The sequence below is a fragment of the Streptomyces sp. NPDC001717 genome, from assembly GCF_042892775.1.
GTDB lineage: Bacteria > Actinomycetota > Actinomycetes > Streptomycetales > Streptomycetaceae > Streptomyces.
Genome location: NZ_JBIAUK010000015.1, coordinates 19,881 through 46,724 on the forward strand (window position 1 = coordinate 19,881; position 26,844 = coordinate 46,724).

Annotated in this window: 23 protein-coding genes; 21 read left to right on the forward strand and 2 right to left on the reverse strand. The window is 71.8% G+C overall.

The window, feature by feature from the left end; genetic code table 11:
- Positions 1 to 228 precede the first annotated feature (228 nt).
- Genes ACFYZL_RS23390 through nusB form a run of 3 tightly spaced genes read left to right on the forward strand, consistent with a single transcriptional unit; the run spans position 229 to position 2,395 of the window.
- Positions 229 to 1,335: an aminopeptidase P family protein gene (locus ACFYZL_RS23390; RefSeq protein ID WP_384759238.1), complete on the forward strand. Its 1,107-nt coding sequence runs from the start codon at positions 229 to 231 to the stop codon at positions 1,333 to 1,335.
- A gap of 59 nt (positions 1,336 to 1,394) precedes the next feature.
- Entirely contained in the window at positions 1,395 to 1,961 is a 567-nt protein-coding gene (gene efp / locus ACFYZL_RS23395) for an elongation factor P (protein ID WP_384737236.1), read from the forward strand.
- A 2-nt stretch (positions 1,962 to 1,963) separates the two neighbouring features.
- Positions 1,964 to 2,395: a transcription antitermination factor NusB gene (gene nusB / locus ACFYZL_RS23400; RefSeq protein WP_384759241.1), complete on the forward strand. Its 432-nt coding sequence runs from the start codon at positions 1,964 to 1,966 to the stop codon at positions 2,393 to 2,395.
- Positions 2,396 to 2,570: 175 nt separating this feature from the next.
- Here nusB and bldD read toward each other — a convergent pair whose 3' ends face one another.
- Positions 2,571 to 3,071, reverse strand: a complete 501-nt coding sequence (gene bldD / locus ACFYZL_RS23405; protein ID WP_007263032.1) for a transcriptional regulator BldD — start codon at positions 3,069 to 3,071, stop codon at positions 2,571 to 2,573.
- A 280-nt stretch (positions 3,072 to 3,351) separates the two neighbouring features.
- Between bldD and pyrR the strand changes: the two genes are divergently transcribed.
- From pyrR to ACFYZL_RS23475, 14 genes are all read left to right on the forward strand, one after another.
- Complete coding sequence (gene pyrR / locus ACFYZL_RS23410) at positions 3,352 to 3,939, forward strand: bifunctional pyr operon transcriptional regulator/uracil phosphoribosyltransferase PyrR (RefSeq protein WP_384753970.1); 588 nt, start codon at positions 3,352 to 3,354, stop codon at positions 3,937 to 3,939.
- Between the two features lie 93 nt (positions 3,940 to 4,032).
- On the forward strand, positions 4,033 to 5,022 hold the full coding sequence (locus tag ACFYZL_RS23415) for an aspartate carbamoyltransferase catalytic subunit (RefSeq protein WP_384753973.1): 990 nt from the start codon (positions 4,033 to 4,035) through the stop codon (positions 5,020 to 5,022).
- Positions 5,023 to 5,024: 2 nt separating this feature from the next.
- Positions 5,025 to 6,311, forward strand: coding sequence for a dihydroorotase (locus tag ACFYZL_RS23420; protein WP_384753976.1), 1,287 nt, complete (start codon positions 5,025 to 5,027; stop codon positions 6,309 to 6,311).
- On the forward strand, positions 6,308 to 6,889 hold the full coding sequence (locus ACFYZL_RS23425; RefSeq protein WP_384593127.1) for a hypothetical protein: 582 nt from the start codon (positions 6,308 to 6,310) through the stop codon (positions 6,887 to 6,889). The genes ACFYZL_RS23420 and ACFYZL_RS23425 overlap by 4 nt, the downstream gene beginning before the upstream one ends.
- Positions 6,886 to 8,028 (forward strand): glutamine-hydrolyzing carbamoyl-phosphate synthase small subunit, encoded by a 1,143-nt coding sequence (carA, locus tag ACFYZL_RS23430; protein ID WP_384753982.1) that lies wholly within the window; start codon positions 6,886 to 6,888, stop codon positions 8,026 to 8,028. The genes ACFYZL_RS23425 and carA overlap by 4 nt, the downstream gene beginning before the upstream one ends.
- The gene (gene carB / locus ACFYZL_RS23435; protein WP_384753985.1) at positions 8,021 to 11,329 is read left to right on the forward strand and encodes a carbamoyl-phosphate synthase large subunit; all 3,309 of its coding nucleotides are present in this window, start codon (positions 8,021 to 8,023) and stop codon (positions 11,327 to 11,329) included. Before carA ends, carB begins: the two co-directional genes overlap by 8 nt.
- Before the next feature lie 85 nt (positions 11,330 to 11,414).
- Positions 11,415 to 12,524, forward strand: a complete 1,110-nt coding sequence (locus tag ACFYZL_RS23440) for a quinone-dependent dihydroorotate dehydrogenase (protein WP_384753989.1) — start codon at positions 11,415 to 11,417, stop codon at positions 12,522 to 12,524.
- On the forward strand, positions 12,521 to 13,366 hold the full coding sequence (gene pyrF, locus ACFYZL_RS23445; RefSeq protein ID WP_384753992.1) for an orotidine-5'-phosphate decarboxylase: 846 nt from the start codon (positions 12,521 to 12,523) through the stop codon (positions 13,364 to 13,366). Before ACFYZL_RS23440 ends, pyrF begins: the two co-directional genes overlap by 4 nt.
- A 289-nt stretch (positions 13,367 to 13,655) precedes the next feature.
- On the forward strand, positions 13,656 to 13,979 hold the full coding sequence (locus ACFYZL_RS23450; RefSeq protein WP_030008746.1) for an integration host factor: 324 nt from the start codon (positions 13,656 to 13,658) through the stop codon (positions 13,977 to 13,979).
- 61 nt (positions 13,980 to 14,040) lie between these two features.
- On the forward strand, positions 14,041 to 14,604 hold the full coding sequence (gmk, locus tag ACFYZL_RS23455) for a guanylate kinase (RefSeq protein ID WP_376662360.1): 564 nt from the start codon (positions 14,041 to 14,043) through the stop codon (positions 14,602 to 14,604).
- Positions 14,605 to 14,669: 65 nt separating this feature from the next.
- A complete protein-coding gene (gene rpoZ, locus ACFYZL_RS23460; RefSeq protein ID WP_004948662.1) occupies positions 14,670 to 14,942 on the forward strand; it encodes a DNA-directed RNA polymerase subunit omega in 273 nt (90 codons plus the stop codon).
- 111 nt (positions 14,943 to 15,053) lie between these two features.
- Positions 15,054 to 16,277, forward strand: coding sequence for a bifunctional phosphopantothenoylcysteine decarboxylase/phosphopantothenate--cysteine ligase CoaBC (coaBC, locus tag ACFYZL_RS23465; RefSeq protein ID WP_384753997.1), 1,224 nt, complete (start codon positions 15,054 to 15,056; stop codon positions 16,275 to 16,277).
- Positions 16,278 to 16,467: 190 nt separating this feature from the next.
- A complete protein-coding gene (gene metK, locus ACFYZL_RS23470) occupies positions 16,468 to 17,676 on the forward strand; it encodes a methionine adenosyltransferase (protein WP_384754001.1) in 1,209 nt (402 codons plus the stop codon).
- 227 nt (positions 17,677 to 17,903) lie between these two features.
- Positions 17,904 to 20,024, forward strand: coding sequence for a primosomal protein N' (locus ACFYZL_RS23475; RefSeq protein WP_388681409.1), 2,121 nt, complete (start codon positions 17,904 to 17,906; stop codon positions 20,022 to 20,024).
- Positions 20,025 to 20,476: 452 nt separating this feature from the next.
- Here ACFYZL_RS23475 and ACFYZL_RS23480 read toward each other — a convergent pair whose 3' ends face one another.
- On the reverse strand, positions 20,477 to 20,977 hold the full coding sequence (locus ACFYZL_RS23480; protein ID WP_384746830.1) for a hypothetical protein: 501 nt from the start codon (positions 20,975 to 20,977) through the stop codon (positions 20,477 to 20,479).
- Positions 20,978 to 21,204: 227 nt separating this feature from the next.
- Here ACFYZL_RS23480 and fmt point away from each other — a divergent pair, with 227 nt between their 5' ends.
- The 4 genes from fmt to ACFYZL_RS23500 all read left to right on the forward strand — a co-directional run bounded on the left by fmt (position 21,205) and on the right by ACFYZL_RS23500 (position 26,808).
- Positions 21,205 to 22,149 carry a methionyl-tRNA formyltransferase gene (gene fmt, locus ACFYZL_RS23485; RefSeq protein ID WP_384746832.1) on the forward strand — a complete coding sequence of 315 codons (945 nt, stop codon included), beginning with the start codon at positions 21,205 to 21,207 and terminating at the stop codon, positions 22,147 to 22,149.
- Between the two features lie 45 nt (positions 22,150 to 22,194).
- Positions 22,195 to 23,667: an RsmB/NOP family class I SAM-dependent RNA methyltransferase gene (locus ACFYZL_RS23490; protein ID WP_388681413.1), complete on the forward strand. Its 1,473-nt coding sequence runs from the start codon at positions 22,195 to 22,197 to the stop codon at positions 23,665 to 23,667.
- 955 nt (positions 23,668 to 24,622) lie between these two features.
- Positions 24,623 to 25,039, forward strand: a complete 417-nt coding sequence (locus ACFYZL_RS23495; RefSeq protein WP_388681416.1) for a hypothetical protein — start codon at positions 24,623 to 24,625, stop codon at positions 25,037 to 25,039.
- Between the two features lie 662 nt (positions 25,040 to 25,701).
- Complete coding sequence (locus tag ACFYZL_RS23500) at positions 25,702 to 26,808, forward strand: DUF6177 family protein (RefSeq protein ID WP_388681419.1); 1,107 nt, start codon at positions 25,702 to 25,704, stop codon at positions 26,806 to 26,808.
- The last annotated feature ends 36 nt before the right edge of the window (positions 26,809 to 26,844 follow it).

Below are 26,844 nucleotides of genomic sequence, written 5' to 3' on the forward strand. Positions count from 1 at the left end.
GGGGGGGGGGGGGCGGCGCCTCAAACGCCGGCGGGGCTGGAATTGCCCCGCCGGCGTTTGAGGCGGGGGGGCTCGGGGGCGGAGCCCCCGCAACGGCGCCGCAGGGCACGACCACGGGCCACGGCGGAGGCGTCGCAGGGCGCGTACCGCGGAGCCCCGGCCGCCGAGCCCACACATACGGCGGCGCTCACCAGGCCGGATGCGCGGGCCGCTCGTAGGCTCGAAGACATGTCAGACGTGTACGCCGCACGCCGCGGCCTGCTCCGTGACCGCTGCGCCGCCGCGGGGAACGCCGCCGCGCTGATCACGCGTCCGGCGAACGTCCGCTACCTCTCCGGGGCGTCCCCGCACGGCGCCGTGCTGTTCGTCGGGCCGGTCGAGGACGTGCTGTTCTGCGTCGCACCGCCCACCGGCGAGGCCGACGAGGGCCGCGTCGACGAGGGCCTCCGGCTCTCCGTCCTCACGAGCCCCGGCGGGGACCCGGCCGTCGCCGCCGCGGACATGGCCGCGGCCGTCCGCGCCGACTCCCTCGCGGTGGAGGAGCACCACCTCACCGTCGGCCGCCACCGCGCCCTGCGCTCCGTGGCGCCGAAACTGCGCCTGGCCGACCTCGGGACGGCCGTCGAGCAGCAGCGCCTCGTCAAGGACGAGGAGGAGATCACCTGCCTGCGGATCGCCGCCGAGATCGCCGACCAGGCCCTCGGGGAGCTGTTGGAGTCCATCCTCGTCGGCCGCACCGAACGCCACCTCGCCCTGGAGCTGGAGCGGCGCCTCGTCGACCACGGCGCCGACGGCCCCGCCTTCCCGACCTCCGTGGGCACCGGACCGCACTCGGGCCGCTCCCGGCACCGCCCCTCCGACCGCAGGGTCGAGGAGGGCGACTTCCTCTCCGTCTGCCTGGGTGCGAACTACCGCGGCTACCGGTGCGAGATCGGCCGCACGTTCGTGATCGGCACCACCCCCGCCGACTGGCAGATCGAGTTGTACGACCTCGTCTTCCGGGCCCAGCGGGCCGGACGGGAGGCGCTGCTGCCCGGTGCCGCGTACCGGGAGGTCGACCACGCGGCGCGCTCCGTACTGGACTCCGCGGGCCATGGGGAAGCGCTCGCTCCGTGGACCGGACACGGTGTGGGCCTCGAAATCGACGAGGACCCGCAGCTTGCACCTACGGCAATGGGTAAACTGGACGCTTGCGTGCCGGTCACCGTCGAACCGGGGGTTCACCTCCCGGGCCGGGGAGGTGTCCGGATCGATGACACGCTCGTCGTACGCCCCGAGGCGGACGGCGGTCCCGAGCTACTCACCATTACGACCAAGGAGCTGCTCGCGCTCTAGCCCGCACCGCCGGGTAGTGCGCGCCTCCCTGGTCTTCCAGTGCAGGAGATTCCGCAACCGTGGCTTCCACGAACGACCTCAAGAACGGCATGGTGCTCAAGCTCGACGGTGACCAGCTCTGGTCCGTCGTCGAGTTCCAGCACGTCAAGCCCGGCAAGGGCCCGGCCTTCGTGCGCACCAAGCTCAAGCACGTGCTCTCCGGCAAGGTCGTCGACAAGACGTTCAACGCCGGCACGAAGGTCGAGACGGCCACCATCGACCGCCGTGACATGCAGTTCTCGTACATGGACGGCGACTACTTCGTCTTCATGGACATGCAGACCTACGACCAGCTGATGGTCGACCGCAAGGCCGTCGGCGACGCCGCCAACTTCCTCATCGAGGGCTTCACCGCCTCCGTGGCCCAGCACGAGGGCGAGGTGCTCTACGTCGAGCTCCCGGCCGCCGTCGAGCTGACCATCGAGCACACCGACCCGGGCGTCCAGGGCGACCGCTCCACCGGCGGCACCAAGCCCGCCAAGCTGGAGACCGGCCACGAGATCCAGGTCCCGCTCTTCGTCACCACCGGCGAGAAGATCAAGGTCGACACCCGCACCAGCGCCTACCTCGGCCGGGTGAACGGCTAACCGTGGCTGCCCGGAGCAACGCGCGCAAGCGCGCTTTCCAGATCCTGTTCGAGGCCGACCAGCGCGGGGTGCCCGTGCGCGAGGTCCTCGCGGACTGGATCCGCCACTCGCGGTCGGACGACCGGCAGCCGCCGGTCAGCGCCTTCACGATGGATCTCGTCGAGGGTTACGCCGACAAGGTGAACCGCATCGACGACCTGATCGTCACGTACGCCGTGGACTGGGAGCTCGACCGCATGCCGGTCGCGGACCGGAACATCCTGCGGCTCGGTGCCTACGAGCTGATCTGGGTGGACGACACCCCGGACGCCGTGGCCATCGACGAGGCCGTCCAGCTGGCCAAGGAATTCTCGACGGACGATTCGCCCGCGTTCGTCAACGGGCTGCTGGCCCGGTTCAAGGACCTGAAGCCGAGCCTGCGCCGGGGCGAATAGCCCCCGGCGGGTTCGTTCGGATCGAGCGGAGGGGCCGCGGCGAAAGCCGCGGCCCCTCCGCTTTTCGCTGCTCGGGAGGTGTCTCGTGGCGCCGCGGACGCGAAAACGGCGGGTGCCGGGAGCCTCTCGGACTCCCGGCACCCGCCGGTAAACGTTTCTTCTGGGGCCGGTCGGACTAGATGTCCTCGTGGGCCACCGCACGACGGGCATCCGCGTCCAGGACGCCCCAGCTGATCAGCTGCTCGGTCAGGACCGAGGGGGACTGGTCGTAGATGACGGCGAGCGTGCGCAGGTCGTCCTGGCGGATCGACAGCACCTTGCCGTTGTAGTCGCCGCGCTGGCTCTGGATCGTGGCCGCGTAACGCTGGAGGGGGCCGGCCTTCTCGGCGGGCACGCCCGCCAGGCGCTCCAGGTCCAGACGCAGCTTCGGCGGCGGCTCGGCAGCCCCGCCGGGAGTGGTGCCAGGCAGCAGTTCCTGCACCGGAACCCCGTAGAAGTCCGCCAGCTCGGCAAGGCGCTGGACGGTCACGGCGCGGTCCCCGCGCTCGTAGGAACCGACCACCACGGCCTTCCACCGGCCCTGCGACTTCTCCTCGACACCATGGAGGGAGAGGCCCTGCTGGGTGCGGATGGCGCGGAGCTTGGCCCCGAGCTGTTTGGCGTATTCGCTGGACATAACGCTCCCGGACGCTGTGACGCTGTGACGATATGGACAACGCGACCAATTGCGGCTCCGCCGCGCGGTTGGTAACTCACTGTGAGGTTACGCAGCGTTACTTGGGTGCGTCAAGCCGAATGGTCTGCATCGCCCCCTTGAGAGGAGCCCCAGGAGCCCCGTGCGCGCCCCCGCGCACCAGCCCGGTGCCCGTTCACCGCCGAGCCCCTGGTACCGTGTGAGACGTACATCAGACGTCCTTTAAGGTCCGTCCCGTGAGGCGGAGAAGGAGGTCCTTTTCATGGACGCTCAGGCTCAATCCACTGAAAGCGCCGACGTCATGCGCCCCGTGCTCGAGGCGCAGGACATGGCCCGGGTCCTGACCCGCATCGCCCACGAGATCGTCGAACGCGCCAAGGGCGCCGGCGACGTGGTGCTCCTCGGCATCCCCACCCGCGGTGTCTTCCTCGCCCGCCGGCTGGCCGCCAAGCTCGAAGAGATCACCGGAACGAAGATCCCGGTCGGCTCCCTCGACATCACCATGTACCGCGACGACCTGCGGATGAAGCCCGCCCGCGCGATCGGCCGCACCGAGATCCCCGGCGACGACATCGACGGCCGCCTCGTCGTCCTCGTCGACGACGTGCTCTTCTCCGGCCGCACCATCCGCGCCGCCCTCGACGCGCTCGGCGACCTCGGCCGCCCCCGCGCCGTGCAGCTCGCCGTCCTCGTCGACCGCGGCCACCGCGAACTGCCGATCCGCGCCGACTACGTCGGCAAGAACCTCCCCACGTCGCTGCGGGAGATCGTCAAGGTCCAGCTCCAGGAGGAGGACGGCCGTGACGCCGTGCTGCTCGGCCAGCGGACCGCCCAGGCAGCCGGGCACTAGCCCGCACGAGCGAACGGGTCCCGAGCCGGGCCCGCGCCGCAGCCTGCCCTGCTCGAACCCCAGCCTGCCCTCCTGACCTACGGAGCCATCCAGATGAAGCGCCATCTCATCTCGGCCGCCGATCTCACGCGCGACGACGCCGTCCTGATCCTCGACACCGCCGAGGAGATGGCCCGCGTCGCGGACCGGCCGATAAAGAAGCTGCCCACCCTGCGCGGCCTGACCGTCGTCAACCTCTTCTTCGAGGACTCGACGCGCACGCGGATCTCCTTCGAGGCGGCCGCCAAGCGGCTGTCCGCCGACGTCATCAACTTCTCCGCCAAGGGTTCCTCGGTTTCCAAGGGCGAATCCCTGAAGGACACCGCGCTGACCCTGGAGGCCATGGGCGCCGACGCGGTCGTCATCCGCCACCACGCCTCCGGCGCGCCCTACCGGCTCGCGACCTCCGGCTGGATCGACTCCGCCGTGATCAACGCCGGCGACGGCACCCACGAGCACCCCACCCAGGCCCTGCTGGACGCCTTCACCATGCGCCGCCGCCTCGTCGGGCGCGACGCCGGGCTCGGCAAGGACCTGAACGGCCGCCGGATCACCATCGTCGGCGACGTCCTGCACAGCCGGGTGGCCCGCTCCAACGTCCAGCTGCTGCACACCCTCGGCGCCGAGGTCACCGTCGTGGCCCCGCCGACCCTGGTCCCGATCGGCGTCGAGAGCTGGCCCTGCGAGGTCTCGTACAGCCTCGACGACGTGCTGCCGAAGTCCGACGCTGTGATGATGCTGCGTGTGCAGCGCGAACGCATGAACGCCGCCTTCTTCCCGACCGAGCGCGAGTACTCCCGCCGGTACGGGCTCGACGGCGACCGCATGGCGAAGATGCCCGAGCACGCCATCGTGATGCACCCCGGCCCGATGAACCGCGGCATGGAGATCACCGCCGAGGTCGCCGACTCCGACCGTTGCACGGCCGTCGAGCAGGTCGCCAACGGCGTCTCCACCCGGATGGCCGTCCTGTACCTGCTGCTCGGAGGCTCCGAGCCCGCCGTCACCACCACCAGCACGCCCCGCGTCGAGGAGAGCAAGTAAAGATGAGCAAGATCCTGATCCGTGGCGCGAAGGTACTCGGTGGCGAGGCGCAGGACGTCCTGATCGACGGCGAGACCATCGCCGAGGTCGGCACCGGCCTGTCCGCCGAGGGCGCGACCGTCATCGAGGCCGAGGGCCAGGTCCTCCTCCCGGGCCTCGTCGACCTGCACACCCACCTGCGCGAGCCCGGCCGCGAGGACTCCGAGACCGTCCTGACCGGCACCCGCGCCGCCGCGAGCGGCGGCTACACCGCCGTCTTCGCCATGGCGAACACCTTCCCCGTCGCCGACACCGCCGGCGTCGTCGAGCAGGTCTGGCGCCTGGGCAAGGAGTCCGGTTACTGCGACGTGCAGCCCATCGGCGCCGTCACCGTCGGCCTGGAGGGCAAGCAGCTCTCCGAGCTGGGCGCCATGCACGACTCCGCCGCCCGCGTCACCGTCTTCTCCGACGACGGCAAGTGCGTGGACGACGCCGTGATCATGCGCCGCGCCCTGGAGTACGTGAAGGCCTTCGGCGGCGTCGTCGCCCAGCACGCCCAGGAGCCCCGCCTCACCGAGGGCGCCCAGATGAACGAGGGCGTCGTCTCCGCCGAGCTGGGTCTGGGCGGCTGGCCGGCCGTCGCCGAGGAGTCGATCATCGCCCGCGACGTCCTCCTCGCCGAGCACGTCGGCTCCCGCGTCCACATCTGCCACCTCTCCACCGCCGGCTCCGTCGAGATCGTCCGCTGGGCCAAGTCCCGCGGCATCGACGTGACCGCCGAGGTCACCCCGCACCACCTCCTCCTCACCGACGAGCTCGTGCGCTCGTACAACGCGGTCTACAAGGTCAACCCGCCGCTGCGCACCGAGAAGGACGTGCTGGCCCTGCGCGAGGCGCTCGCCGACGGCACGATCGACATCGTCGCCACCGACCACGCCCCGCACCCGCACGAGGACAAGGACTGCGAGTGGGCCGCCGCCGCCATGGGCATGGTCGGCCTGGAGACCGCGCTCTCCGTCGTCCAGCAGACGATGGTGGAGACCGGACTGCTCGACTGGGAGGGCGTCGCCGACCGCATGTCCTTCGCCCCGGCCCGGATCGGAGGCCTGGAGAACCACGGCCGTCCCGTCTCGGCAGGTGAACCCGCGAACCTGACCTTGGTCGATACCTCGTACCGTGGTGTCGTGGACCCCGCACACTTCGCCTCCCGCAGCCGCAACACGCCTTACGAGGGCCGTGAGCTGCCGGGTCGCGTCACTCACACCTTCCTGCGGGGCCGGGCAACGGTCGTGGACGGGACGCTGGCGTGACACCTGCAGTAATCCAACTGGCCGCCGAGGCCGCAGAACGGCAGTCGGCGGAGGTGACCAGCTTCGGCGCCCGCATGGCGTGGGTCGTCGGCCTGGCCGTCTTCGTCGCCTTCGTGTACTGGCTGATGCGGCAAGGCTGGAAATGGCGAGGAGCCCTGCAGAACGACCTGCCGGAGCTCCCCGCCGCCCCCGACGGTCTCCCCGAGCACCGGCTGGCCCTGACCGGCCGGTACCACGGGTCCACCACCGCCGGACAGTGGCTCGACCGGATCGTCGCCCATGGCCTGGGCGTCCGCAGCCGGGTGGAGCTCACGCTCACCGACGCGGGCCTCGACGTGGTCCGACCGGGTGCCAACGACTTCTTCGTACCGGCCGCGCAACTGCGCGGCGCCCGCCTCGACAAGGGAATCGCGGGCAAGGTACTCACCGAGGGCGGGCTGCTCGTCGTCACATGGGCGCACGGCGACAAGCTGATCGACTCGGGATTCCGCTCCGACCGCGCGGCCGAACACGCCGCCTGGGTCGAAGCCATCAATGACATGAACCAATCCATCACGACGGAAGGCGCCGAACGATGACGACCTCCACCAGGGGAGCAGACAAAACTCCCGCCGTACTCGTCCTGGAGGACGGTCGGATCTTCCGGGGCCGCGCCTACGGCGCCCACGGGGAGACCTTCGGTGAGGCCGTGTTCTCCACCGGCATGACCGGCTACCAGGAGACCCTCACCGACCCGTCGTACCACCGACAGGTCGTCGTGATGACCGCCCCGCACGTGGGCAACACCGGCGTCAACGACGAGGACCCCGAGTCCTCCCGCATCTGGGTCTCCGGCTACGTCGTGCGCGACCCCGCACGCGTCCCCTCCAACTGGCGCTCCCGGCGCTCGCTGGACGAGGAGCTCGTCCACCAGGGCGTCGTCGGCATCAGCGGCGTCGACACCCGGGCGCTCACCCGCCACCTGCGCGAGCGCGGCGCCATGCGCGTCGGCATCTTCTCCGGCAACGCCATCGCCGACGACGGCACCCTGCTCGCGAAGGTCCGCCAGGCCCCCGAGATGGAGGGCGCGAACCTCTCCGCCGAGGTCGCCACCAAGGAGACCTACGTCGTCCCCGCCATCGGTGAGAAGAAGTTCACCGTGGCCGCCGTCGACCTGGGCATCAAGGGCATGACCCCGCACCGGATGGCCGAGCGCGGCATCGAGGTCCACGTGCTGCCCGCCACCGCCACCGTCGAGGACGTGTACGCGGTGAACCCGGACGGCGTCTTCTTCTCCAACGGCCCGGGCGACCCGGCCACCGCCGAGCACGCGGTCTCCGTCATGCAGGGCGTCCTCGCCCGCAAGACCCCGCTCTTCGGCATCTGCTTCGGCAACCAGATCCTGGGCCGCGCGCTCGGCTTCGGCACCTACAAGCTGAAGTACGGCCACCGCGGCATCAACCAGCCCGTCCAGGACCGCACCACGGGCAAGGTCGAGATCACCGCGCACAACCACGGCTTCGCCGTCGACGCGCCCCTCGACAAGGTCTCCGAGACCGCCTACGGCCGCGCCGAGGTCTCCCACGTCTGCCTGAACGACAACGTCGTGGAAGGCCTCCAGCTGCTCGACCAGCCGGCCTTCTCCGTCCAGTACCACCCCGAGGCTGCCGCCGGCCCGCACGACGCCGCGTACCTCTTCGACCGCTTCACCGCCCTGATGGAGGCCGATCGTGCCTAAGCGCTCCGATATCCAGTCCGTCCTGGTCATCGGCTCCGGCCCGATCGTCATCGGACAGGCCGCCGAGTTCGACTACTCCGGCACCCAGGCCTGCCGCGTCCTCAAGGCCGAGGGCCTGCGCGTCATCCTGGTGAACTCCAACCCGGCGACGATCATGACCGACCCGGAGATCGCCGACGCCACGTACGTCGAGCCGATCACCCCCGAGTTCGTCGAGAAGATCATCGCCAAGGAGCGCCCCGACGCGCTGCTCCCGACCCTCGGCGGCCAGACCGCGCTGAACACCGCCATCTCCATGCACGAGCAGGGTGTGCTGGAGAAGTACGGCGTCGAGCTCATCGGCGCCAACGTCGAGGCCATCAACAAGGGCGAGGACCGCGACCTCTTCAAGGGCGTCGTCGAGGCCGTCAAGGAGAAGATCGGCTACGGCGAGTCCGCCCGCTCGGTCATCTGCCACTCGATGGACGACGTCATCGCCGGCGTCGACACCCTCGGCGGCTACCCGGTCGTCGTGCGCCCCTCCTTCACCATGGGCGGCGCCGGCTCCGGCTTCGCGCACGACGAGGAAGAGCTGCGCCGCATCGCCGGCCAGGGCCTCACGCTCTCCCCGACCACCGAGGTGCTCCTGGAGGAGTCCATCCTCGGCTGGAAGGAGTACGAGCTGGAGCTGATGCGCGACACCAAGGACAACGTGGTCGTCGTCTGCTCCATCGAGAACTTCGACCCGATGGGCGTCCACACCGGTGACTCGATCACCGTCGCCCCGGCGATGACGCTCACCGACCGCGAGTACCAGCGACTGCGCGACATCGGCATCGCGATCATCCGCGAGGTCGGCGTCGACACCGGCGGCTGCAACATCCAGTTCGCGATCGACCCGGTCGACGGCCGCGTCATCGTCATCGAGATGAACCCGCGCGTCTCCCGCTCCTCGGCGCTCGCGTCGAAGGCCACCGGCTTCCCGATCGCCAAGATCGCCGCCAAGCTGGCCATCGGCTACACGCTCGACGAGGTCCCCAACGACATCACCGAGAAGACGCCGGCCTCCTTCGAGCCGACCCTCGACTACGTCGTCGTCAAGGCCCCGCGCTTCGCCTTCGAGAAGTTCCCGGCCGCCGACGCCACCCTCACCACCACCATGAAGTCGGTGGGCGAGGCCATGGCCATCGGCCGCAACTTCACCGAGGCCCTCCAGAAGGCCCTGCGCTCCCTGGAGAAGAAGGGCTCGCAGTTCACCTTCGTCGGCCCCGTCGGCGACAAGGCGGAGCTCCTCGCCACCGCGGTCCGCCCGACCGACGGCCGCATCAACACCGTCATGCAGGCCATCCGCGCCGGCGCCACCCAGGAAGAGGTCTTCGAGTCCACGAAGATCGACCCCTGGTTCGTCGACCAGCTCTTCCTGATCAAGGAGATCGCCGACGAGCTCGCCGCCGCCGAGAAGCTCCACCCCGAGCTGCTCGGCGAGGCCAAGCGCCACGGCTTCTCCGACGCCCAGATCGCCGAGATCCGCGGCCTGCGCGAGGACGTCGTGCGCGAGGTCCGCCACGCGCTGGGCATCCGCCCGGTCTACAAGACGGTCGACACCTGCGCCGCCGAGTTCGCCGCGAAGACCCCGTACTTCTACTCGTCCTACGACGAGGAGTCCGAGGTCGCCCCGCGCGAGAAGCCCGCGGTGATCATCCTGGGCTCCGGCCCGAACCGCATCGGCCAGGGCATCGAGTTCGATTATTCCTGCGTCCACGCCTCCTTCGCGCTCAGCGACGCGGGCTACGAGACCGTCATGGTCAACTGCAACCCGGAGACCGTCTCCACCGACTACGACACCTCCGACCGCCTGTACTTCGAGCCGCTCACGCTCGAGGACGTGCTGGAGATCGTCCACGCCGAGTCCCTCGCGGGCCCGATCGCGGGCGTCGTCGTCCAGCTCGGCGGCCAGACCCCGCTGGGTCTCGCCCAGGCCCTCAAGGACAACGGCGTCCCCGTCGTCGGCACCTCCCCGGAGGCCATCCACGCCGCCGAGGACCGCGGCGCGTTCGGCCAGGTCCTCGCCGACGCCGGCCTGCCGGCCCCCAAGCACGGCACCGCGACCACCTTCGCCGGCGCCAAGGCGATCGCGGACGAGATCGGCTACCCGGTCCTCGTCCGCCCGTCCTACGTGCTCGGCGGCCGCGGCATGGAGATCGTCTACGACGAGGCCCGCCTGGAGTCGTACATCGCCGAGTCCACCGAGATCAGCCCCACCCGGCCGGTCCTGGTCGACCGCTTCCTCGACGACGCCATCGAGATCGACGTCGACGCCCTCTACGACGGCCACGAGCTCTACCTCGGCGGCGTCATGGAGCACATCGAGGAAGCCGGCATCCACTCCGGCGACTCGGCCTGCGCCCTGCCCCCGATCACCCTCGGCGGCCACGACATCAAGCGCCTGCGCGCCTCCACCGAGGCCATCGCCAAGGGCGTCGGCGTGCGCGGCCTGATCAACATCCAGTTCGCGATGGCGGGTGACATCCTCTACGTCCTGGAGGCCAACCCGCGCGCCTCCCGGACCGTCCCCTTCACCTCGAAGGCGACCGCCGTCCCGCTCGCGAAGGCCGCCGCCCGCATCTCGCTGGGCACCACCATCGCCGAGCTGCGCGCCGAGGGCCTGCTGCCGAAGACCGGCGACGGCGGCACCCTGCCGATCGACGCGCCGATCTCCGTCAAGGAGGCCGTCATGCCGTGGTCGCGCTTCCGCGACATCCACGGCCGCGGCGTGGACACCGTCCTCGGCCCGGAGATGCGCTCCACCGGCGAGGTCATGGGCATCGACGCCGTCTTCGGCACCGCCTACGCCAAGTCCCAGGCCGGCGCCTACGGCCCGCTGCCCACCAAGGGCCGCGCGTTCATCTCCGTCGCGAACCGCGACAAGCGCTCGATGATCTTCCCGGCGCGCGAGCTCGTCGCCCACGGCTTCGAGCTGCTCGCCACCTCCGGCACCGCCGAGGTGCTGCGCCGCAACGGCATCAACGCCACCGTGGTGCGCAAGCTCAGCGAGGGCGAGGGCCCGAACGGCGAGAAGACCATCGTCCAGCTCATCCACGACGGCCAGGTCGACCTGATCGTCAACACCCCGTACGGCACCGGCGGCCGCCTCGACGGCTACGAGATCCGCACGGCGGCCGTGGCGCGCAGCGTCCCGTGCCTGACCACGGTCCAGGCGCTCGCCGCGGCCGTCCAGGGCATCGACGCGCTGAACCACGGTGACGTGGGCGTCCGCTCGCTCCAGGAGCACGCGGAGCACCTGACCGCGGCCCGCGACTAGCAGCCCGTACGAGGGAGGGGGACACCGGATTCGCGAGAGCGACGGGTGTCCCCCTTCCCATGAGCGCAGAGGGATTTCTCGGACGATGTACAAACTGTTCTTCAACCTGGTCTTCAAGCGGATGGACCCGGAGCAGGCCCACTACATGGCCTTCCGGTGGATCCGCCTCGCCGCCCGCACCCCGGGCTTGCGCACCTTCGTCGCGGCCGCCCTCGCACCCCGCTACAAGGAACTGCGCACGGAGGCCCTCGGCCTGCGGATGCACGGCCCCTTCGGTCTTGCCGCGGGCTTCGACAAGAACGCCGTCGCCATCGACGGCATGTCGATGCTCGGCTTCGACCACATCGAGATCGGCACCGTCACCGCCCAGGCCCAGCCCGGCAACCCGAAGAAGCGCCTCTTCCGGCTCGTGCCGGACCGGGCGCTGATCAACCGGATGGGCTTCAACAACGAGGGCTCGGCGGCCGTCGCCGCGCGCCTGGCGGCCCGCACCCCCGTCTTCAAGACCGTCGTCGGCGTCAACATCGGCAAGACCAAGGTCGTCCCGGAGGAAGAGGCCGTCGGCGACTACGTGACCTCCACCGAGCGTCTGGCCCGCCACGCCGACTACCTCGTCGTGAACGTCTCCTCGCCGAACACGCCCGGCCTGCGCAACCTCCAGGCGACCGAGTCGCTGCGCCCGCTGCTGACCGCCGTACGGGAAGCCGCGGACCGGGTCGTCACGGACCGCCGGGTCCCGCTGCTGGTCAAGATCGCCCCCGACCTCGCGGACGAGGACGTCGACGCCGTCGCCGACCTCGCCCTGGAGCTGGGCCTCGACGGCATCATCGCCACCAACACCACGATCGCCCGCGAGGGCCTCGGCCTGAAGTCGTCGCCGTCCCTCGTGAAGGAGACCGGAGGCCTGTCCGGCGCCCCCGTCAAGGAACGCTCCCTGGAGGTCCTGAGGCGCCTGTACGCCCGTGTGGGCGACCGGATCGTGCTGGTGGGCGTCGGGGGCATCGAGAACGCCGAGGACGCCTGGCAGCGGATCCTGGCGGGCGCCACCCTGATCCAGGGCTACAGCGCCTTCATCTACGAGGGTCCCTTCTACGCCCGCGCCATCCACAAGGGCCTGGCCGCGCGCCTGGCCACCAGCCCGTACGCGACGCTCGCCGAAGCGGTGGGCGCGGAGACCCGAAAGGCCGCGAAGTGAGCCCTGTGACCCCGTTCGGCACGCGCCTGCGCGAAGCGATGGACACCCGCGGCCCGCTGTGCGTGGGCATCGACCCGCACGCCGCGCTGCTGGAGCAGTGGGGCCTGCGGGACGACATCGCGGGCCTGGAGCAGTTCTCCCGCACCGTCGTCGAGGCGCTGGCCGACTCGGTGGCGGTCTTCAAGCCGCAGGCGGCCTTCTTCGAGCGGTTCGGCTCGCGGGGCGTCGCGGTGCTGGAGCGGACCGTGGCCGACGCCCGCGCGGCCGGCACGCTGGTCGTCATGGACGCCAAGCGGGGCGACATCGGCTCGACCATGGCGGCCTACGCCTCCGCCTTCCTGGACCCCGCCTCGCCGCTCTTCTCCGACGCGCTGACGGTCTCCCCGTACCTGGGCTACGGCTCGCTCCGGCCGGCGGTCTCGCTGGCGCGCGAGTCCGGCGCGGGCCTGTTCGTCCTGGCCCTGACCTCGAACCCGGAGGGGGCCGAGGTCCAGCGCGCGGTGCGCGAGGACGGCCGTTCGATCGGCGCGACGATGCTGGCGCACCTGGCGGCGGAGAACGAGGGCGCCGAGCCGATGGGCTCCTTCGGCGCGGTCGTGGGCGCCACGCTGGGGGACCTGTCCTCCTTCGACCTGGACATCAACGGGCCGCTGCTGGCGCCCGGCCTGGGCGCGCAGGGCGCGACCGCGGCGGACCTGCCGAAGGTGTTCGGCGCGGCCGTGCGCAACGTCGTGCCGAACGTGTCGCGGGGCGTGCTGAAGCACGGACCCGACGTGACGGCTCTGCGCGAGAGCGCGGCCGCCTTCGCGGAGGAGATCCGAGAGGCCGTGGCCGGGTCCTGAGGCCCCGGCGACGGGCCGCCGGCCGGGCTTGTCGCACGTCTTGACGAAAATCGAACGGTCTTCATCGGACAAAACCGGGGTGTTATGTCCTTGATGTACGGTTCAGTGGAGGCTGACCAGGACTTTTCGTCCGTTCTCGCTGACTCAGGCGGCCTTGGCCGCTAGTCTCCGAGCAGAGTGAACGTGCAGCGAACGAGCAGGACCGCTGTTCGGGAGCTCGCGTGGTGTGGTGCCCTCGGGTTCCCCACTGGTCCGTATCCGACAGTTCGACATCCGAGGTGACGTAGGCGTGGCTCTTCCGCCCCTTACCCCTGAACAGCGCGCAGCCGCGCTCGAAAAGGCCGCCGCGGCTCGCCGGGAGCGGGCCGAGGTCAAGAATCGACTCAAGCACTCCGGCGCCTCCCTCCAGGAGGTCATCAAGACGGGGCAGGAGAACGACGTCATCGGCAAGATGAAGGTCTCCGCCCTGCTGGAGTCCCTGCCCGGCGTGGGCAAGGTCCGCGCCAAGCAGATCATGGAGCGCCTCGGCATCTCCGAATCACGGCGTGTCCGAGGTCTCGGCTCCAACCAGATCGCCTCTCTGGAGCGCGAGTTCGGCAGCACCGGCGCCTGAGGCGTCGACTGAAGTTCTCCCGGCGTTCTCAGGCAGTCCCGAGAACCTGGATAATCGCTCTATGGCAGCAGAGGTTCGTCCGCGGCTGACCGTGCTCTCCGGCCCCTCGGGGGTCGGCAAGAGCACGGTCGTCGCGCATATGCGCAAGGTCCACCCCGAGGTCTGGCTCTCGGTGTCGGCCACCACCCGCAAGCCGCGGCCCGGTGAGCGACACGGAGTCCAGTACTTCTTCGTCAACGACGACGAGTTCGACAAGCTGATCGCCAATGGCGAGCTGCTGGAGTGGGCCGAGTTCGCGGGCAACCGCTACGGCACACCCCGCGGCGCGGTGCTGGAACGCCTGGACAACGGCGAGCCGGTGCTGCTGGAGATCGATCTCCAGGGCGCGCGACTCGTCCGCGAGTCGATGCCCGAGGCGCAGCTGGTCTTCCTGGCCCCGCCGAGCTGGGACGAGTTGGTCCGCCGGCTCACCGGCCGGGGAACCGAATCGCCCGAGGTGATCGAGCGCAGGCTCGACACTGCCAAGATCGAACTGGCTGCCGAGTCCGAGTTCGACACCACCCTGGTCAACACCTCCGTCGAGGACGTGGCGCGTGAGCTGCTAGCCTTGATGGAAGTTGTCTGATCGTTGGTCGATTTTTCACGATCGATCAATGTTTGATCTTTCACCCATTCTTCGGAAGGTAGAGCGTGTCCTCTTCCATCACCGCGCCCGAGGGCATCATCAACCCGCCGATCGACGAGCTGCTCGAGGCCACGGACTCGAAGTACAGCCTCGTGATCTACGCGGCCAAGCGCGCGCGTCAGATCAACGCGTACTACTCGCAGCTCGGTGAGGGCCTGCTGGAGTACGTCGGCCCGCTGGTGGACACCCACGTCCACGAGAAGCCGCTTTCGATCGCGCTGCGCGAGATCAACGCGGGTCTGCTGACCTCCGAGGCCATCGAGGCCCCGGCCCAGTAAGGCACGGGAATTCCTTTCACCACAGGCCCGGCAGAACATCTGCCGGGCCTGTGGTGTGTCATAGGTACGACTGTGTCGTGGGTACAGACGCAACCGATCACGGGAGAAGCAGTGGACAAGCCGAAGGTCGTGCTGGGGGTCAGCGGCGGGATCGCCGCCTACAAGGCGTGCGAGCTGCTCCGCCGGCTGACCGAGTCCGGGCACGACGTGCGCGTGGTGCCCACGGCGGCGTCGCTGAACTTCGTCGGAGAGGCCACCTGGGCCGCCCTGTCCGGGAACCCGGCCTCCACCGAGGTGTGGGAATCCGTGCACGAGGTGCCGCACGTGCGCATCGGGCAGGGCGCCGACCTCGTCGTCGTCGCCCCGGCCACCGCCGACATGCTGGCCAAGGCCGCCCACGGGCTCGCGGACGACCTGCTCACCAACACCCTGCTCACCGCCCGCTGCCCGGTGGTCTTCGCCCCCGCCATGCACACCGAGATGTGGGAGCACCCGGCCACGCAGGAGAACGTGGCCACGCTGCGCCGGCGCGGAGCCCTCGTCATCGAGCCCGCCATCGGCCGGCTCACCGGCAAGGACACCGGCAAGGGGCGGCTGCCCGACCCCGAGGAGATCTTCGAGGTGTGCCGCCAGGTCCTGCGCAGGGGCCCCGCGGCAGAGCGGGATCTCGCCGGCCGCCACGTGGTCGTCAGCGCGGGCGGCACGCGGGAGCCGCTCGACCCGGTGCGCTTCCTCGGCAACCGCTCCTCCGGCAAGCAGGGGTACGCCCTCGCCCGCACCGCCGTCGCCCGTGGGGCCCGGGTCACCCTGGTCGCCGCGAACACGGCCCTCGCCGACCCGGCCGGGGTGGACGTCGTACGCGTCGGGACCGCCGTCCAGCTCCGGGAGGCGGTGCTCAAGGCCGCCTCGGAGGCCGACGCGGTGGTGATGGCCGCGGCGGTGGCCGACTTCCGGCCGGCCGAGTACGCCGGCGGCAAGATCAAGAAGAAGGACGGGGAGGACCCCGCGCCCGTCGCCCTCGTACGGAACCCCGACGTCCTCGCGGAGGTCTCGGCGGACCGGGCCCGCGAGGGGCAGGTCGTGGTGGGCTTCGCGGCCGAGACCGACGACGTCCTCGCCAACGGGCGCGCCAAGCTCCGGCGCAAGGGATGTGATCTTCTCGTCGTCAACGAGGTCGGCGAGGCGAAGACCTTCGGTTCCGAGGAGAACGAGGCGGTGGTCCTGGGTTCTGATGGATCCGAGCTTCAGGTCCCCTATGGTCCCAAGGAAGTGTTGGCCGACGTCATTTGGGATCAGGTCGCCGACCGCCTCCCGGCCCGGCGCGCCCTGAGCTGATCCCTTCTCCTCGCCCCGCCGGTGGGTCAGAATGGAGTGCCGCAGCTCACACGGCTCCCATAAGGCGAGACGGGTGGACTGACAGACCGCGGCAACCGATAAACTGCATTCGGAACGTGATCGGGCGCAGCCCCTGGTGTGGTTCCGCCAAATGAGTCAGACAGCAGCCGCTGCAAACCCAGGGAGCGTTGTGTCCCGTCGTCTGTTCACCTCGGAGTCCGTCACCGAGGGCCACCCCGACAAGATCGCTGACCAGATCAGCGACACGATCCTCGACGCGCTCCTCACCGAGGACCCGACCTCGCGCGTCGCCGTCGAGACCCTCATCACCACCGGTCTCGTGCACATCGCGGGAGAGGTGACGACGAAGGCCTACGCCCCGATCGCGCAGCTCGTCCGCGAGAAGATCCTGGAGATCGGCTACGACTCCTCGAAGAAGGGCTTCGACGGCGCTTCCTGCGGCGTGTCCGTCTCCATCGGCGCGCAGTCCCCGGACATCGCGCAGGGCGTCGACACCTCGCACGAGACCCGCGTCGAGGGCGACGAGGACGAGCTCGACAAGCAGGGCGCCGGCGACCAGGGCCTGATGTTCGGCTACGCCTGCGACGAGACCCCCGAGCTCATGCCGCTCCCGATCCACCTGGCGCACCGGCTCTCCCGCCGGCTGTCCGAGGTCCGCAAGAACGGGACCATCCCGTACCTGCGTCCCGACGGCAAGACCCAGGTCACCATCGAGTACGACGGCGACAAGGCCGTCCGCCTCGACACCGTCGTCGTCTCCTCGCAGCACGCCTCGGACATCGACCTGGACTCGCTGCTCGCTCCCGACATCCGCGAGTTCGTCGTCGAGCACGTGCTGGCCCAGCTGATCGAGGACGGCATCAAGCTCGACACCGAGGGCTACCGCCTGCTGGTCAACCCGACCGGGCGCTTCGAGATCGGCGGCCCGATGGGCGACGCCGGCCTGACCGGCCGCAAGATCATCATCGACACCTACGGCGGCATGGCCCGTCACGGTGGTGGCGCCTTCTCCGGCAAGGACCCGTCGAAGGTCGACCGTTCCGCCGCCTACGCGATGCGCTGGGTCGCCAAGAACGTGGTCGCCGCCGGCCTCGCCTCGCGCTGCGAGGTCCAGGTCGCGTACGCCATCGGCAAGGCCGAGCCCGTCGGCCTCTTCGTCGAGACCTTCGGCACCGCCAAGGTCGAGGTCCAGAAGATCGAGGACGCGATCGGCGAGGTCTTCGACCTGCGTCCGGCCGCGATCATCCGCGACCTGGACCTGCTGCGCCCGATCTACGCCCAGACCGCCGCCTACGGCCACTTCGGCCGTGAGCTGCCGGACTTCACCTGGGAGCGCACCGACCGCGTCGAGGCGCTGCGCGCCGCCGCCGGCCTGTAAGCGCAATCCGCTCCACGTACCGCCCCGGACCTGCTGGTCCGGGGCGGTACTGCGTTGCCGTCCCGGTACGACCCGCGTAGTCTGCTCCCGCCCTCCCGGTGCGAGGGGTGACGGCTTCATCTGGAGTCGGGCGCAAGCCCGGCGTTGAAGGACCGCAGTACCGCCGCCGCCCGCCGAGACCTCGGGAGGGCGCAGACTTGTCGGTGCCCTTTGGTAAGAATGCTGCTGTGAGCAGCGAGAACGAACCCGTCGCAGACGGCCCTGGCGGCCCGCCGGAACAGCTCGCGCTCATCCGGGAGATGGTCGCCGAGGCGAAGGCCAAGGCGCCCAAGGCCAAGCCGCGCACGTGGCGCGGGGCCGCCCTCGCCGAGGAGCTGCCCGTGGCCCGCGTCCTGGTGAACAAGGGCGTGCTCCACCTCGACCGGCTCTTCGACTACGCGGTCCCCGCCGAACTCTCCGAGGCCGCCCAGCCCGGAGTCCGCGTCCGGGTCCGCTTCGGCGCGGGGTCCCATCGGGTGCAGGGTGGCCGCCGCGAGGGCGGCGGGCTGATCGACGGCTTCATCGTCGAGCGGCGCGCCGAGTCCGACTACAACGGGGCCTTGGCGGCCCTCGCCCAGGTCGTCTCGCCCGAGATCGTCCTCGGCCCCCGCATGCTCGCGCTCGCCCGGGCCGTCGCCGACCGGTACGCGGGCAGCCTCGCCGACGTGCTCCAGCTCGCGCTGCCCGCGCGCAGCGCCCGAGCCGAGGCCAAGCCCTCGCCCGAGCCGCTGCCCCCGCCCGCCGCGCCCGACCCCGGCGGCTGGCAGAGCTACGGATCGGGCCCCGCCTTCCTGCGCGCCCTCGCCACCGGCGGCGCCCCCCGCGCCGTGTGGACCGCGCTGCCCGGCCCCGGCTGGGCCGACGAGCTCGCCCGGGCCATGGCCGCCACGCTCGCCTCCGGCCGCGGGGCCCTCGCCGTGGTCCCCGACGGACGGACCGCCGCACGGGTGGACGCCGCCCTGACCGCCCTGCTCGGGGAGGGCCGGCACGCGCTGCTGACCGCCGAGTCCGGGCCCGAGAAGCGCTACCGCCAGTGGCTGGCGGTCAGCCGGGGCTCGGTACGGGCCGTCGTCGGCACCCGCGCCGCGATGTTCGCCCCCGTACGCGACCTCGGCCTCGTGGCGATCTGGGACGACGGGGACTCCAGCCACAGCGACGACCGCGCCCCCTTCCCGCACGTACGGGAGGTGCTCGAACTGCGCGCGGTCAGCGACGGCTGCGGCTTCCTCGTCGGCGGTACGAGCTGCACGGTCGAGGCCGCCCAGCTCGTCGAGTCCGGCTGGGCCCGGCCGCTGGCCGCCGACCGCGAGACGGTTCGCGCCCGCGCGCCCCGGATCCGGACCGTCGGCGACGAACTGCTCGCCCGCGACGAGGCCGCCCGGGCCGCGCGACTGCCCAGCCTGGCGTGGGAGACCGTACGGGAGGGGCTCAAGACCGGGCCCGTACTGGTCCAGGTCCCACGGCGGGGCTACGTGCCCCGGCTGGCCTGCGAATGGTGCCGGACACCGGCCCGCTGCACGGTCTGCGCCGGACCGCTGGAGGCCCCCGACGAGCGCGAGCTGCACTGCGGCTGGTGCGGGCGCGGCGAACCGTCCTGGCACTGCGAGGAGTGCGGCTCCTTCCGGCTGCGGGCCCAGGTGGTGGGCGCGCGGCGCACGGCCGAGGAACTGGGGCGGGCCTTCCCGGCCGTCGCCGTACGGACCTCCGGGCGCGACCACGTCCTGGACGAGGTGCCGGACCGGCCCGCCCTGGTGGTGTCCACGCCGGGGGCCGAGCCGGTGGCGGCGGGCGCCGGGTACGCGGCGGCGCTGCTGCTGGACGGCTGGGCCATGCTGAGCCGACCCGACCTGCGGGCCGGGGAGGACGCGCTGCGGCGCTGGATCGCGGCGGCCTCCCTGGTACGGGGTGACGGGCAGGTGGTGGTGGTCGCCGAGCCGACGCTGCGGCCGGTGCAGGCGCTGGTGCGGTGGGATCCCGTGGGGCACGCGGTGCGGGAGCTCGCGGAGCGGGCGCAGCTCGGGTTCCCGCCGGTGTCGCGGATGGCGGCGGTCGCCGGCCGCGGGGAGGCCGTGGAGGCCTTCCTCGCCGGGGCGGGGCTGCCGGCGGACGCGGAGGTCCTGGGGCCGGTGCCGGTGCCGGGGCGGCGGGGGGAGCGGTCGCCGGGGGAGCGGGCGCTGGTCCGCGTACCGCCGGGCAGTGGCGCGGCGCTGGCCGCCGCCCTCAAGTCGGCGCAGGCGGCGCGGATGGCTCGGGGGGTGCCGGCCTCGGACACGGTCCGGGTCCGCATCGACCCCCCGGACATCGGCTGACACGGCGGCCGCCTTGCCGGCCGGGGCCCGCCGGTTGGTGCGAGTGCGGGTGCCCGGGCTGCCGCTGCGCGGGACCGGTCCCCTACCCGCCCTTCCACCGTTCCCCGGGGCTCCGCCCCGGACCCCGACACGTGCGCTGCGCACCCGTGCGCTCAAACGCCGCGCGGGCTGGAAGATCCAGCCTCGCCGGCGTTTGAGGCGCGGGGTCCGGGGCGGAGCCCCGGGTCTTTCCAGCCCGTCCGGCGTTTGAGGACCCAGTCCGGGCGGAGCCCGGGGAACGGTGGAAGGGCGGGTGGGGGAGAGGCCCCGCAGGGCACGACCCCGGTGGGGCGGCCCGTGGGGTCGCTCCGCCGGGGTCGGAGGGGCGGCCGCGGCCGTCGGGGGTCGGCGTCCCGGCGGTAAGCCGTCGCGGGGCCCGGGAGGCGGTGTGCCGTTGCGGGGCCCGGGAGGGGTCAGCCGTTGCGGGGGCCCGGGAAGGCCGGGGAGCCCTCGCGCAGGGGCTGCGGGGGGACCGAACGGGCGGCCGGGATCGTGGGGAGCGGCCCCAGGGTCCGGGTGGTCGTCCCCTCGGCCGGCGGCTCCGCGGCGGCGGCCTCCGCGCTCTGTGCGCGCCGCGCGCCGTAGCGGCGGTGCACGGCCTGCTTGGTGACGCCGAGCGCCGAACCGACCGCGTCCCACGAGAAGCCGAGCGAGCGGTCGAAGTCCACCGCGGCGGTGACCAGCGTCTCGACGCTGTCCCGCAGCTCCTGCGCGAGGCGGACGGTGGGCGCGGGCGCCCGGCCGTAGACGACGAATCCCGTGGAGGGGCCGGAGCGGCGCGGGCGGTACACATTGCCGAGCTGGGCCGTGAGCGTACGCAGAGCATCCACCTGGCGGCGAACCCGCTCGATGTCCCGCACCAGCAGGTGCAGGCTGGCCCGGGCTTGGGCGTCGTGGGTGGCGTGGTCGGCCATGAAGAAGCCTCTCGAACCGGTGCTGAAGGGCGGATCGGGCCGCAGACACCGTTCGCGAAGCGGCCCGTACTGGTCAATCTCCTTTGACCAACGCGCCACCCGTCGACCAGGTCACGCTGTGGGGGCGTGTCGGCATATGCGAGAGGCGCGCGCGTGTACGTACGCCCCCTCGGCGGCCCCATACACTGGTGCGTTGCTGACAGCCGAGATAGCGAGGTAGGACCCCAGTGAAGCTCGTCTTCGCAGGCACCCCCGAGGTCGCCGTGCCCGCCCTGGACGCCCTGATCGCCTCCGGGCGGCACGAGGTCGCCGCCGTCATCACCCGGCCCGACGCCCCTGCCGGGCGCGGGCGGCGACTCGTCGCCAGCCCGGTCGCCGAGCGGGCCGAGGAGGCGGGGATCGAGGTCCTCAAGCCCGTCCGGCCGCGCGACCCCGAGTTCCAGGCCCGGCTGCGCGAGATCGACCCGGACTGCTGCCCGGTCGTCGCCTACGGGGCGCTGATCCCCAAGAGCGCGCTGGACATTCCCAAGCACGGGTGGGTCAACCTGCACTTCTCCCTGCTGCCGGCCTGGCGCGGAGCCGCGCCCGTGCAGCACTCGATCATGGCGGGGGACCAGGTCACCGGTGCGTCCACCTTCCTGATCGAGGAGGGCCTGGACTCCGGCCCGGTCTACGGGATCCTCACCGAGGAGATCCGCCCGACCGACACCAGCGGTGACCTGCTGACCCGCCTGGCCTTCGCCGGCTCCGGGCTGCTGGCCGCCACCATGGACGGCATCGAGGAGGGCACCCTGCGCGCCGTCGACCAGCCCGCCGACGGGATCTCCCTCGCCCCGAAGATCACCGTGGAGGACGCCCGGATCGACTGGACGGCCCCCGCGATGCGCGCCGACCGCGTGGTGCGCGGCTGCACCCCGGCGCCGGGCGCGTGGACCGTGTTCCGCGGCGAGCGCCTCAAGGTGATCTCCCTGGGCCTGGTGCCCGACCGCACCGACCTGGAACCCGGCGTCCTGGCCCCGGCCAAGAACAACGTCCACGTCGGCACCGGCTCGCACGCCGTGGAGCTGCTGTGGGTGCAGCCCCAGGGCAAGAAGCCGATGCGCGGCGCCGACTGGGCCCGCGGGGTGCGGATCGCACCCGGCGAGCGCGTCGGCGGCACCGACGTAGGCTGATTTCCGAACCACTTCAGCAACTCGTACATCCGGAGCACCTTTCACGTGAGCGAACAGCCTCGTCGTCGTCCCGCCGCAGGCGCGGGCGGCAAGCAGAACAAGTCGGCCAAGCCCTACCGGCGGCCCCAGAAGGACCCGGTGCGGATGCTGGCCTTCGAGGTGCTGCGGGCGGTGGACGAGCGTGACGCGTACGCGAACCTCGTGCTGCCGCCGCTGCTCCGCAAGGCCCGCCAGGACGAGAACTTCCAGGCCCGGGACGCGGCGCTGGCCACCGAGCTCGTGTACGGGACGCTGCGCCGCCAGGGCACGTACGACGCCGTGATCAAGGCCTGCATCGACCGTCCGCTGCGGGAGGTCGACCCGCCGGTGCTGGACGTGCTCTCGCTCGGCGCGCACCAGCTGCTGGGCACCCGCATCCCCACCCACGCGGCCGTCTCGGCCAGCGTGGAGCTGGCCCGGGTGGTGCTCGGCGACGGCCGGGCGAAGTTCGTCAACGCGGTCCTGCGGAAGATCGCCGCGCACGACCTGGAGGGGTGGCTGGAGATCGTCGCCCCGCCGTACGAAGAGGATGCCGAAGAGCACCTCGCGATCTACCACTCGCACCCGCGCTGGGTCGTCAGCGCGCTGTGGGACTCCCTGGGCGGCGGTCGCGCCGGGATCGAGGACCTCCTGGAGGCCGACAACGAGCGGCCCGAGGTGACGCTGGTCGCGCGCCCCGGCCGGTCCACGCCGGAGGAGCTGCTGGAGGCGCTCGGCGAGGACTCGGCGCTGCCGGGGCGCTGGTCCCCGTACGCGGTGCGGATGGCCGAGGGCGGTGAGCCGGGCGCGCTCGACGCCGTGCGCGACGGACGCGCCGGCGTCCAGGACGAGGGCAGCCAGCTCGTGGCGATGGCCCTGGCGGCCGCGCCGGTCGAGGGCCGCGACGAGCGTTGGCTCGACGGCTGCGCGGGCCCCGGCGGCAAGGCCGCGCTGCTCGCTGCGCTGGCGGCGGGGCGCGGGGCGTTCCTGCTGGCCTCCGAGAAGCAGCCGCACCGGGCGCGGCTGGTCGAGAAGGCCCTCGCGGGCAACCTCGGGCCGTACCAGGTGATCGCCGCCGACGGCACCCGGCCGCCGTGGCGGCCGGGCTCCTTCGACCGGGTGCTGATGGACGTGCCGTGCAGCGGCCTGGGCGCGCTGCGCCGCCGTCCGGAGGCCCGCTGGCGCCGGCGTCCGCAGGACCTGGAGGGCTTCGCGCCGCTCCAGCGGGCGCTGCTGCGCGAGGCGCTGTCCGCGGTGCGGGTCGGCGGCGTGGTCGGCTACGCGACCTGCTCCCCGCACCTGGCGGAGACCCGGATCGTGGTGGACGACGTGCTGAAGGGCCGGGGCGCGGGAGCCTCGCCGATCGCCGCCGAGTTCATCGACGCCCGCCCGTACATGGAGGGCGTCCCGGGCCTGGGCGACGGCCCCGACGTCCAGCTGTGGCCGCACCTGCACGGCACGGACGCGATGTACCTGGCCCTGCTGCGGCGCACGGCCTGAACCCGGGCCCGCCCCACGGCACCAGAAGCCCCTCCGCGACGACGCGTCGCCGCGGAGGGGCTTCCGACCCGGCGGAACCTCTCCGCACCCGGCCGACACGACCGCACCTCCGGCCGGCGCCGGCGACAGGACGCCGCCCGGCCACGAGTACGTCGACACGCAGGGCCGCAAGCGCGTCATCGGCCACGACGGCGTCATCCGCGACGAGCACGGCAGCGTCGTCCCCGACACCGAACCCGTCAGGGAGCCCCACAAGGACGACCTGCCGAACACCCACGAGCCCGCCCCGGCCAGGGAACGCGTCCTCGAAGGCGCGGGCGGCCCCGGCCATGTGGAGAACTCCACGGGCCACCCGACGAATCCGACCCGCCCCGCCGGCGGAGCCCACGTCCCGGGCGGGCACGCAGGGGAACTCCCGACCGCGCATGTCCCGGCCCACGGCAGTGGGCACGGCTCCTCCTCCGGCGGCGGGCCCGGCACACCGCACACGGGTGCCGACGGCGGCGGGGGCACCGGCGGCGGCTCCGGGGCGGGGCACGGCGGCAGCGGCCACGGCACCGGTCCCCACGACCCGGCTGGTCACGGTTCCGGTTCCGGTCACGGTGGCGACCCCATGACCCCGCAGGTGATGGCCACGTGCCCCAGGACCCCGCCGACCCCGGGACGGGTCAGCCGGATACGGCTTCGGATCCGGGTCGTGGCGGGGACACGTCCGCCCCCCATCAGGATCCGCCGAAGGTGGAAGACCTTCCTCCGCTGCCGAAGGGCGGTCGTATCCCCGAGGCCACTTTCGAGCACGTGCTGCAGGGTGAGCTCAAGTGAGATCGCAATGGCAACCCCAAAGTGTCCGGTTACCACTTCCGACCCGGCGGCCGTGATCTCAACCCCCACATGGTGAAGGTCCCGACGACCATCTATCCGATCATGCCTAAAAGGTGAGAAGGAGAACAGAGCGGTGATCCGCACTCAGTACTACGTTGAGGATGCGTTCGGGGTGCCGGAGTTCTCCGGGCCTGATGAACTGAGCACCCTGGGAGAGTGGGTTACGGCCGACATCCAGCTCTCGCCGCTGTCCGTCCTGGAAGCAATCGACCTGGTGGCCGCCAAGGCCGACCCGGGCTTCGCGCCGGAAGATCTGGACGGAAACGCGCACACCGTCACCATCAGCCCGCAGGGCGTGAGGGTGGAGAACTACTTCGTCGAGCATGTTCAGGGTGACTACACCCTCGACGACGCGTTCCGCGTGCTGGTCGACTTCTGGGACTACTGCTGCCTGGCCCTTCCCGACAAGGTTGACGCGCGCCGACGTCAGTACGCCGAGGAGAACGGGCACGACCCACTGGCCGGAATCCGCGACTTCCTCGCGACGTGACGACCCTGCCCAGCCGCCCGCCCCGATCGCGACCGGGCGCGGGCGGTCGGCGGCGGATGAGTGGACGCCTCTGGTGGCTTTGGCAGACGACTCCTCATCGCGGCCCAACATGAGTAGCTGACCAGTGTCTCCGTGGGGGAGTTCACCGGTGAGCGGGAGAAGGCACCGCGGCGGATCGTCAGCGAAATCGGGGCGGAGCGCGTGGAATCGGAGAAGGATGACCTCCTCCGTCGGGCCAAGGCCTCGCCCGCCGCCACTTGTTCGCGGCGAAGCCGACCGATGGAGGTGAGTTCGCCGGCCATGCTGATGCGCTCGCCCTAAGACAGCGGCTCGTGGGCCTGGATCCTGGACGAGCCGGCCGGTCCCGGTCTGGAGCTCGCGCCCACGACGAAACCCGTCAGACCGGGGCCGGTTGGTGCAGGGCCGTCGTGAACTGCTCGGAACGGATTTCGAGGGACGGCCGACGACCCCGGCACGCCCGAGACCGAACGGTTCCGCGCGCCCTGATCCATGCCGTTCCCATCGGCTCCCGTGCGCAGGGCCCAGAAGGCCGACGGTTCGGCGCGTACCCGCTGGCCTTCGAAAACCAACGGGTGCACGCGGAGGTCCGCGAGGCACTGAGAACATGACGACGCGCCGGAGCCTTCGCGGCCCGCCTGACCATGCTCCTGGGCGGTCGGGTCTGGCCGCCGGACGCCCCGGGCACCATCGGCGCGGCCCGCCCGGTCGACGTCTCGGGCGTCACCGCCGTACCGGTCCCCGCCGCCGCCCAGCCGGCCGTGGACATGCTCACCGACAAGGCCGCCATCGTCCTCCAGGACCGCCCGGTCGTCCCCATGACGAGCTGGCTCTCCGAGGTACTGCGGGCCACCGTGGAGAGCGAACGGTCCCTGCAGATCGTCACCCCGCCGCACTGCCGCCTCTCCACGCCCACCCGTCTGCTGTTGCAGGCGATGCCCTCGCGCTGGGTGGTGCAGGACGAGCGGTGCGGCTACTACGACGGGCTCACGGGTGCCGTACTCACCTGGGAGGACGACGCGTTCTGCCCGGCTCGGGGCGAGAACGGCGAGCCCCGGGTGGCGGACAGCTTCACAGAGGCCGCGCAGACCGGTGAGCGCCAGCTCAGTGTCTCCTTCCGCACCCGGCACCGCCCCACGGCGGAGCTCGTCCTCGGCGGCGCGCTCGAAGCCGCCTGGCAGGCGCTGACGGGCGGCCTGCCGGCCGGCTGGGGGACCTCGGAGCCCGCCGGCCTGACGTGGTCGCGGCGCCGGCTGACCGAGCTGGCCTACGAGCGGGCCCCCCGGTCCACCTGGACCGTGGTCGTCGGCACCCCGGACCGGCCCGCGGTCGCCACCCTGCGCGTGATCCGCACCCCCGACGGGGTGGAGGAGGACATCACCCTCACCGTGGGCTACGGCCCGGACGAGGAGCTCCCCCTGGAGGCCCTTCCGGGGCTGGCCGAGGAGCTGGTGACCCGGTACGGGCTCATGACCATGCTGTGCCGGCTGCGCGCAGCCCGCCGGGACCTCAGCGCCCCGCCCCACTACGAGGACCCGCCATTGCCGTACGCCTTCGTACTCGGTCCCGCAGAGGTCCAGGAGGCGGGGCGCGACACCGCGAGCAGGACGCCGCTCAAGGAGCGCCCGGTGCGACTGGGTCCGCAAGCCCGGCCCGGCTTCTATTACGCACTCGGCGACGCCAAGACCGCCGAGAGCTGGGCCGCCCTGGAGGGGCTGCTGCGCCACCTGCGCGGCGCGCCACCCGCCTGACCGGCGACGGCAGCACGGCGATCTCCGAGGACGAGC

Bases quoted from the DNA above. Each gene is read 5' to 3' on its own strand.
- ACFYZL_RS23480 (WP_384746830.1), bottom strand. From the start codon at position 20,977: ATGGCCGACCACGCCACCCACGACGCCCAAGCCCGGGCCAGCCTGCAC.
- ACFYZL_RS23500 (WP_388681419.1), top strand. From the start codon at position 25,702: ATGCTCCTGGGCGGTCGGGTCTGGCCGCCGGACGCCCCGGGCACCATC.
- ACFYZL_RS23390 (WP_384759238.1), top strand. From the start codon at position 229: ATGTCAGACGTGTACGCCGCACGCCGCGGCCTGCTCCGTGACCGCTGC.
- bldD (WP_007263032.1), bottom strand. From the start codon at position 3,071: ATGTCCAGCGAATACGCCAAACAGCTCGGGGCCAAGCTCCGCGCCATC.
- carA (WP_384753982.1), top strand. From the start codon at position 6,886: ATGACGACCTCCACCAGGGGAGCAGACAAAACTCCCGCCGTACTCGTC.
- ACFYZL_RS23415 (WP_384753973.1), top strand. From the start codon at position 4,033: ATGAAGCGCCATCTCATCTCGGCCGCCGATCTCACGCGCGACGACGCC.
- ACFYZL_RS23420 (WP_384753976.1), top strand. From the start codon at position 5,025: ATGAGCAAGATCCTGATCCGTGGCGCGAAGGTACTCGGTGGCGAGGCG.
- gmk (WP_376662360.1), top strand. From the start codon at position 14,041: ATGGCAGCAGAGGTTCGTCCGCGGCTGACCGTGCTCTCCGGCCCCTCG.
- pyrR (WP_384753970.1), top strand. From the start codon at position 3,352: ATGGACGCTCAGGCTCAATCCACTGAAAGCGCCGACGTCATGCGCCCC.
- ACFYZL_RS23440 (WP_384753989.1), top strand. From the start codon at position 11,415: ATGTACAAACTGTTCTTCAACCTGGTCTTCAAGCGGATGGACCCGGAG.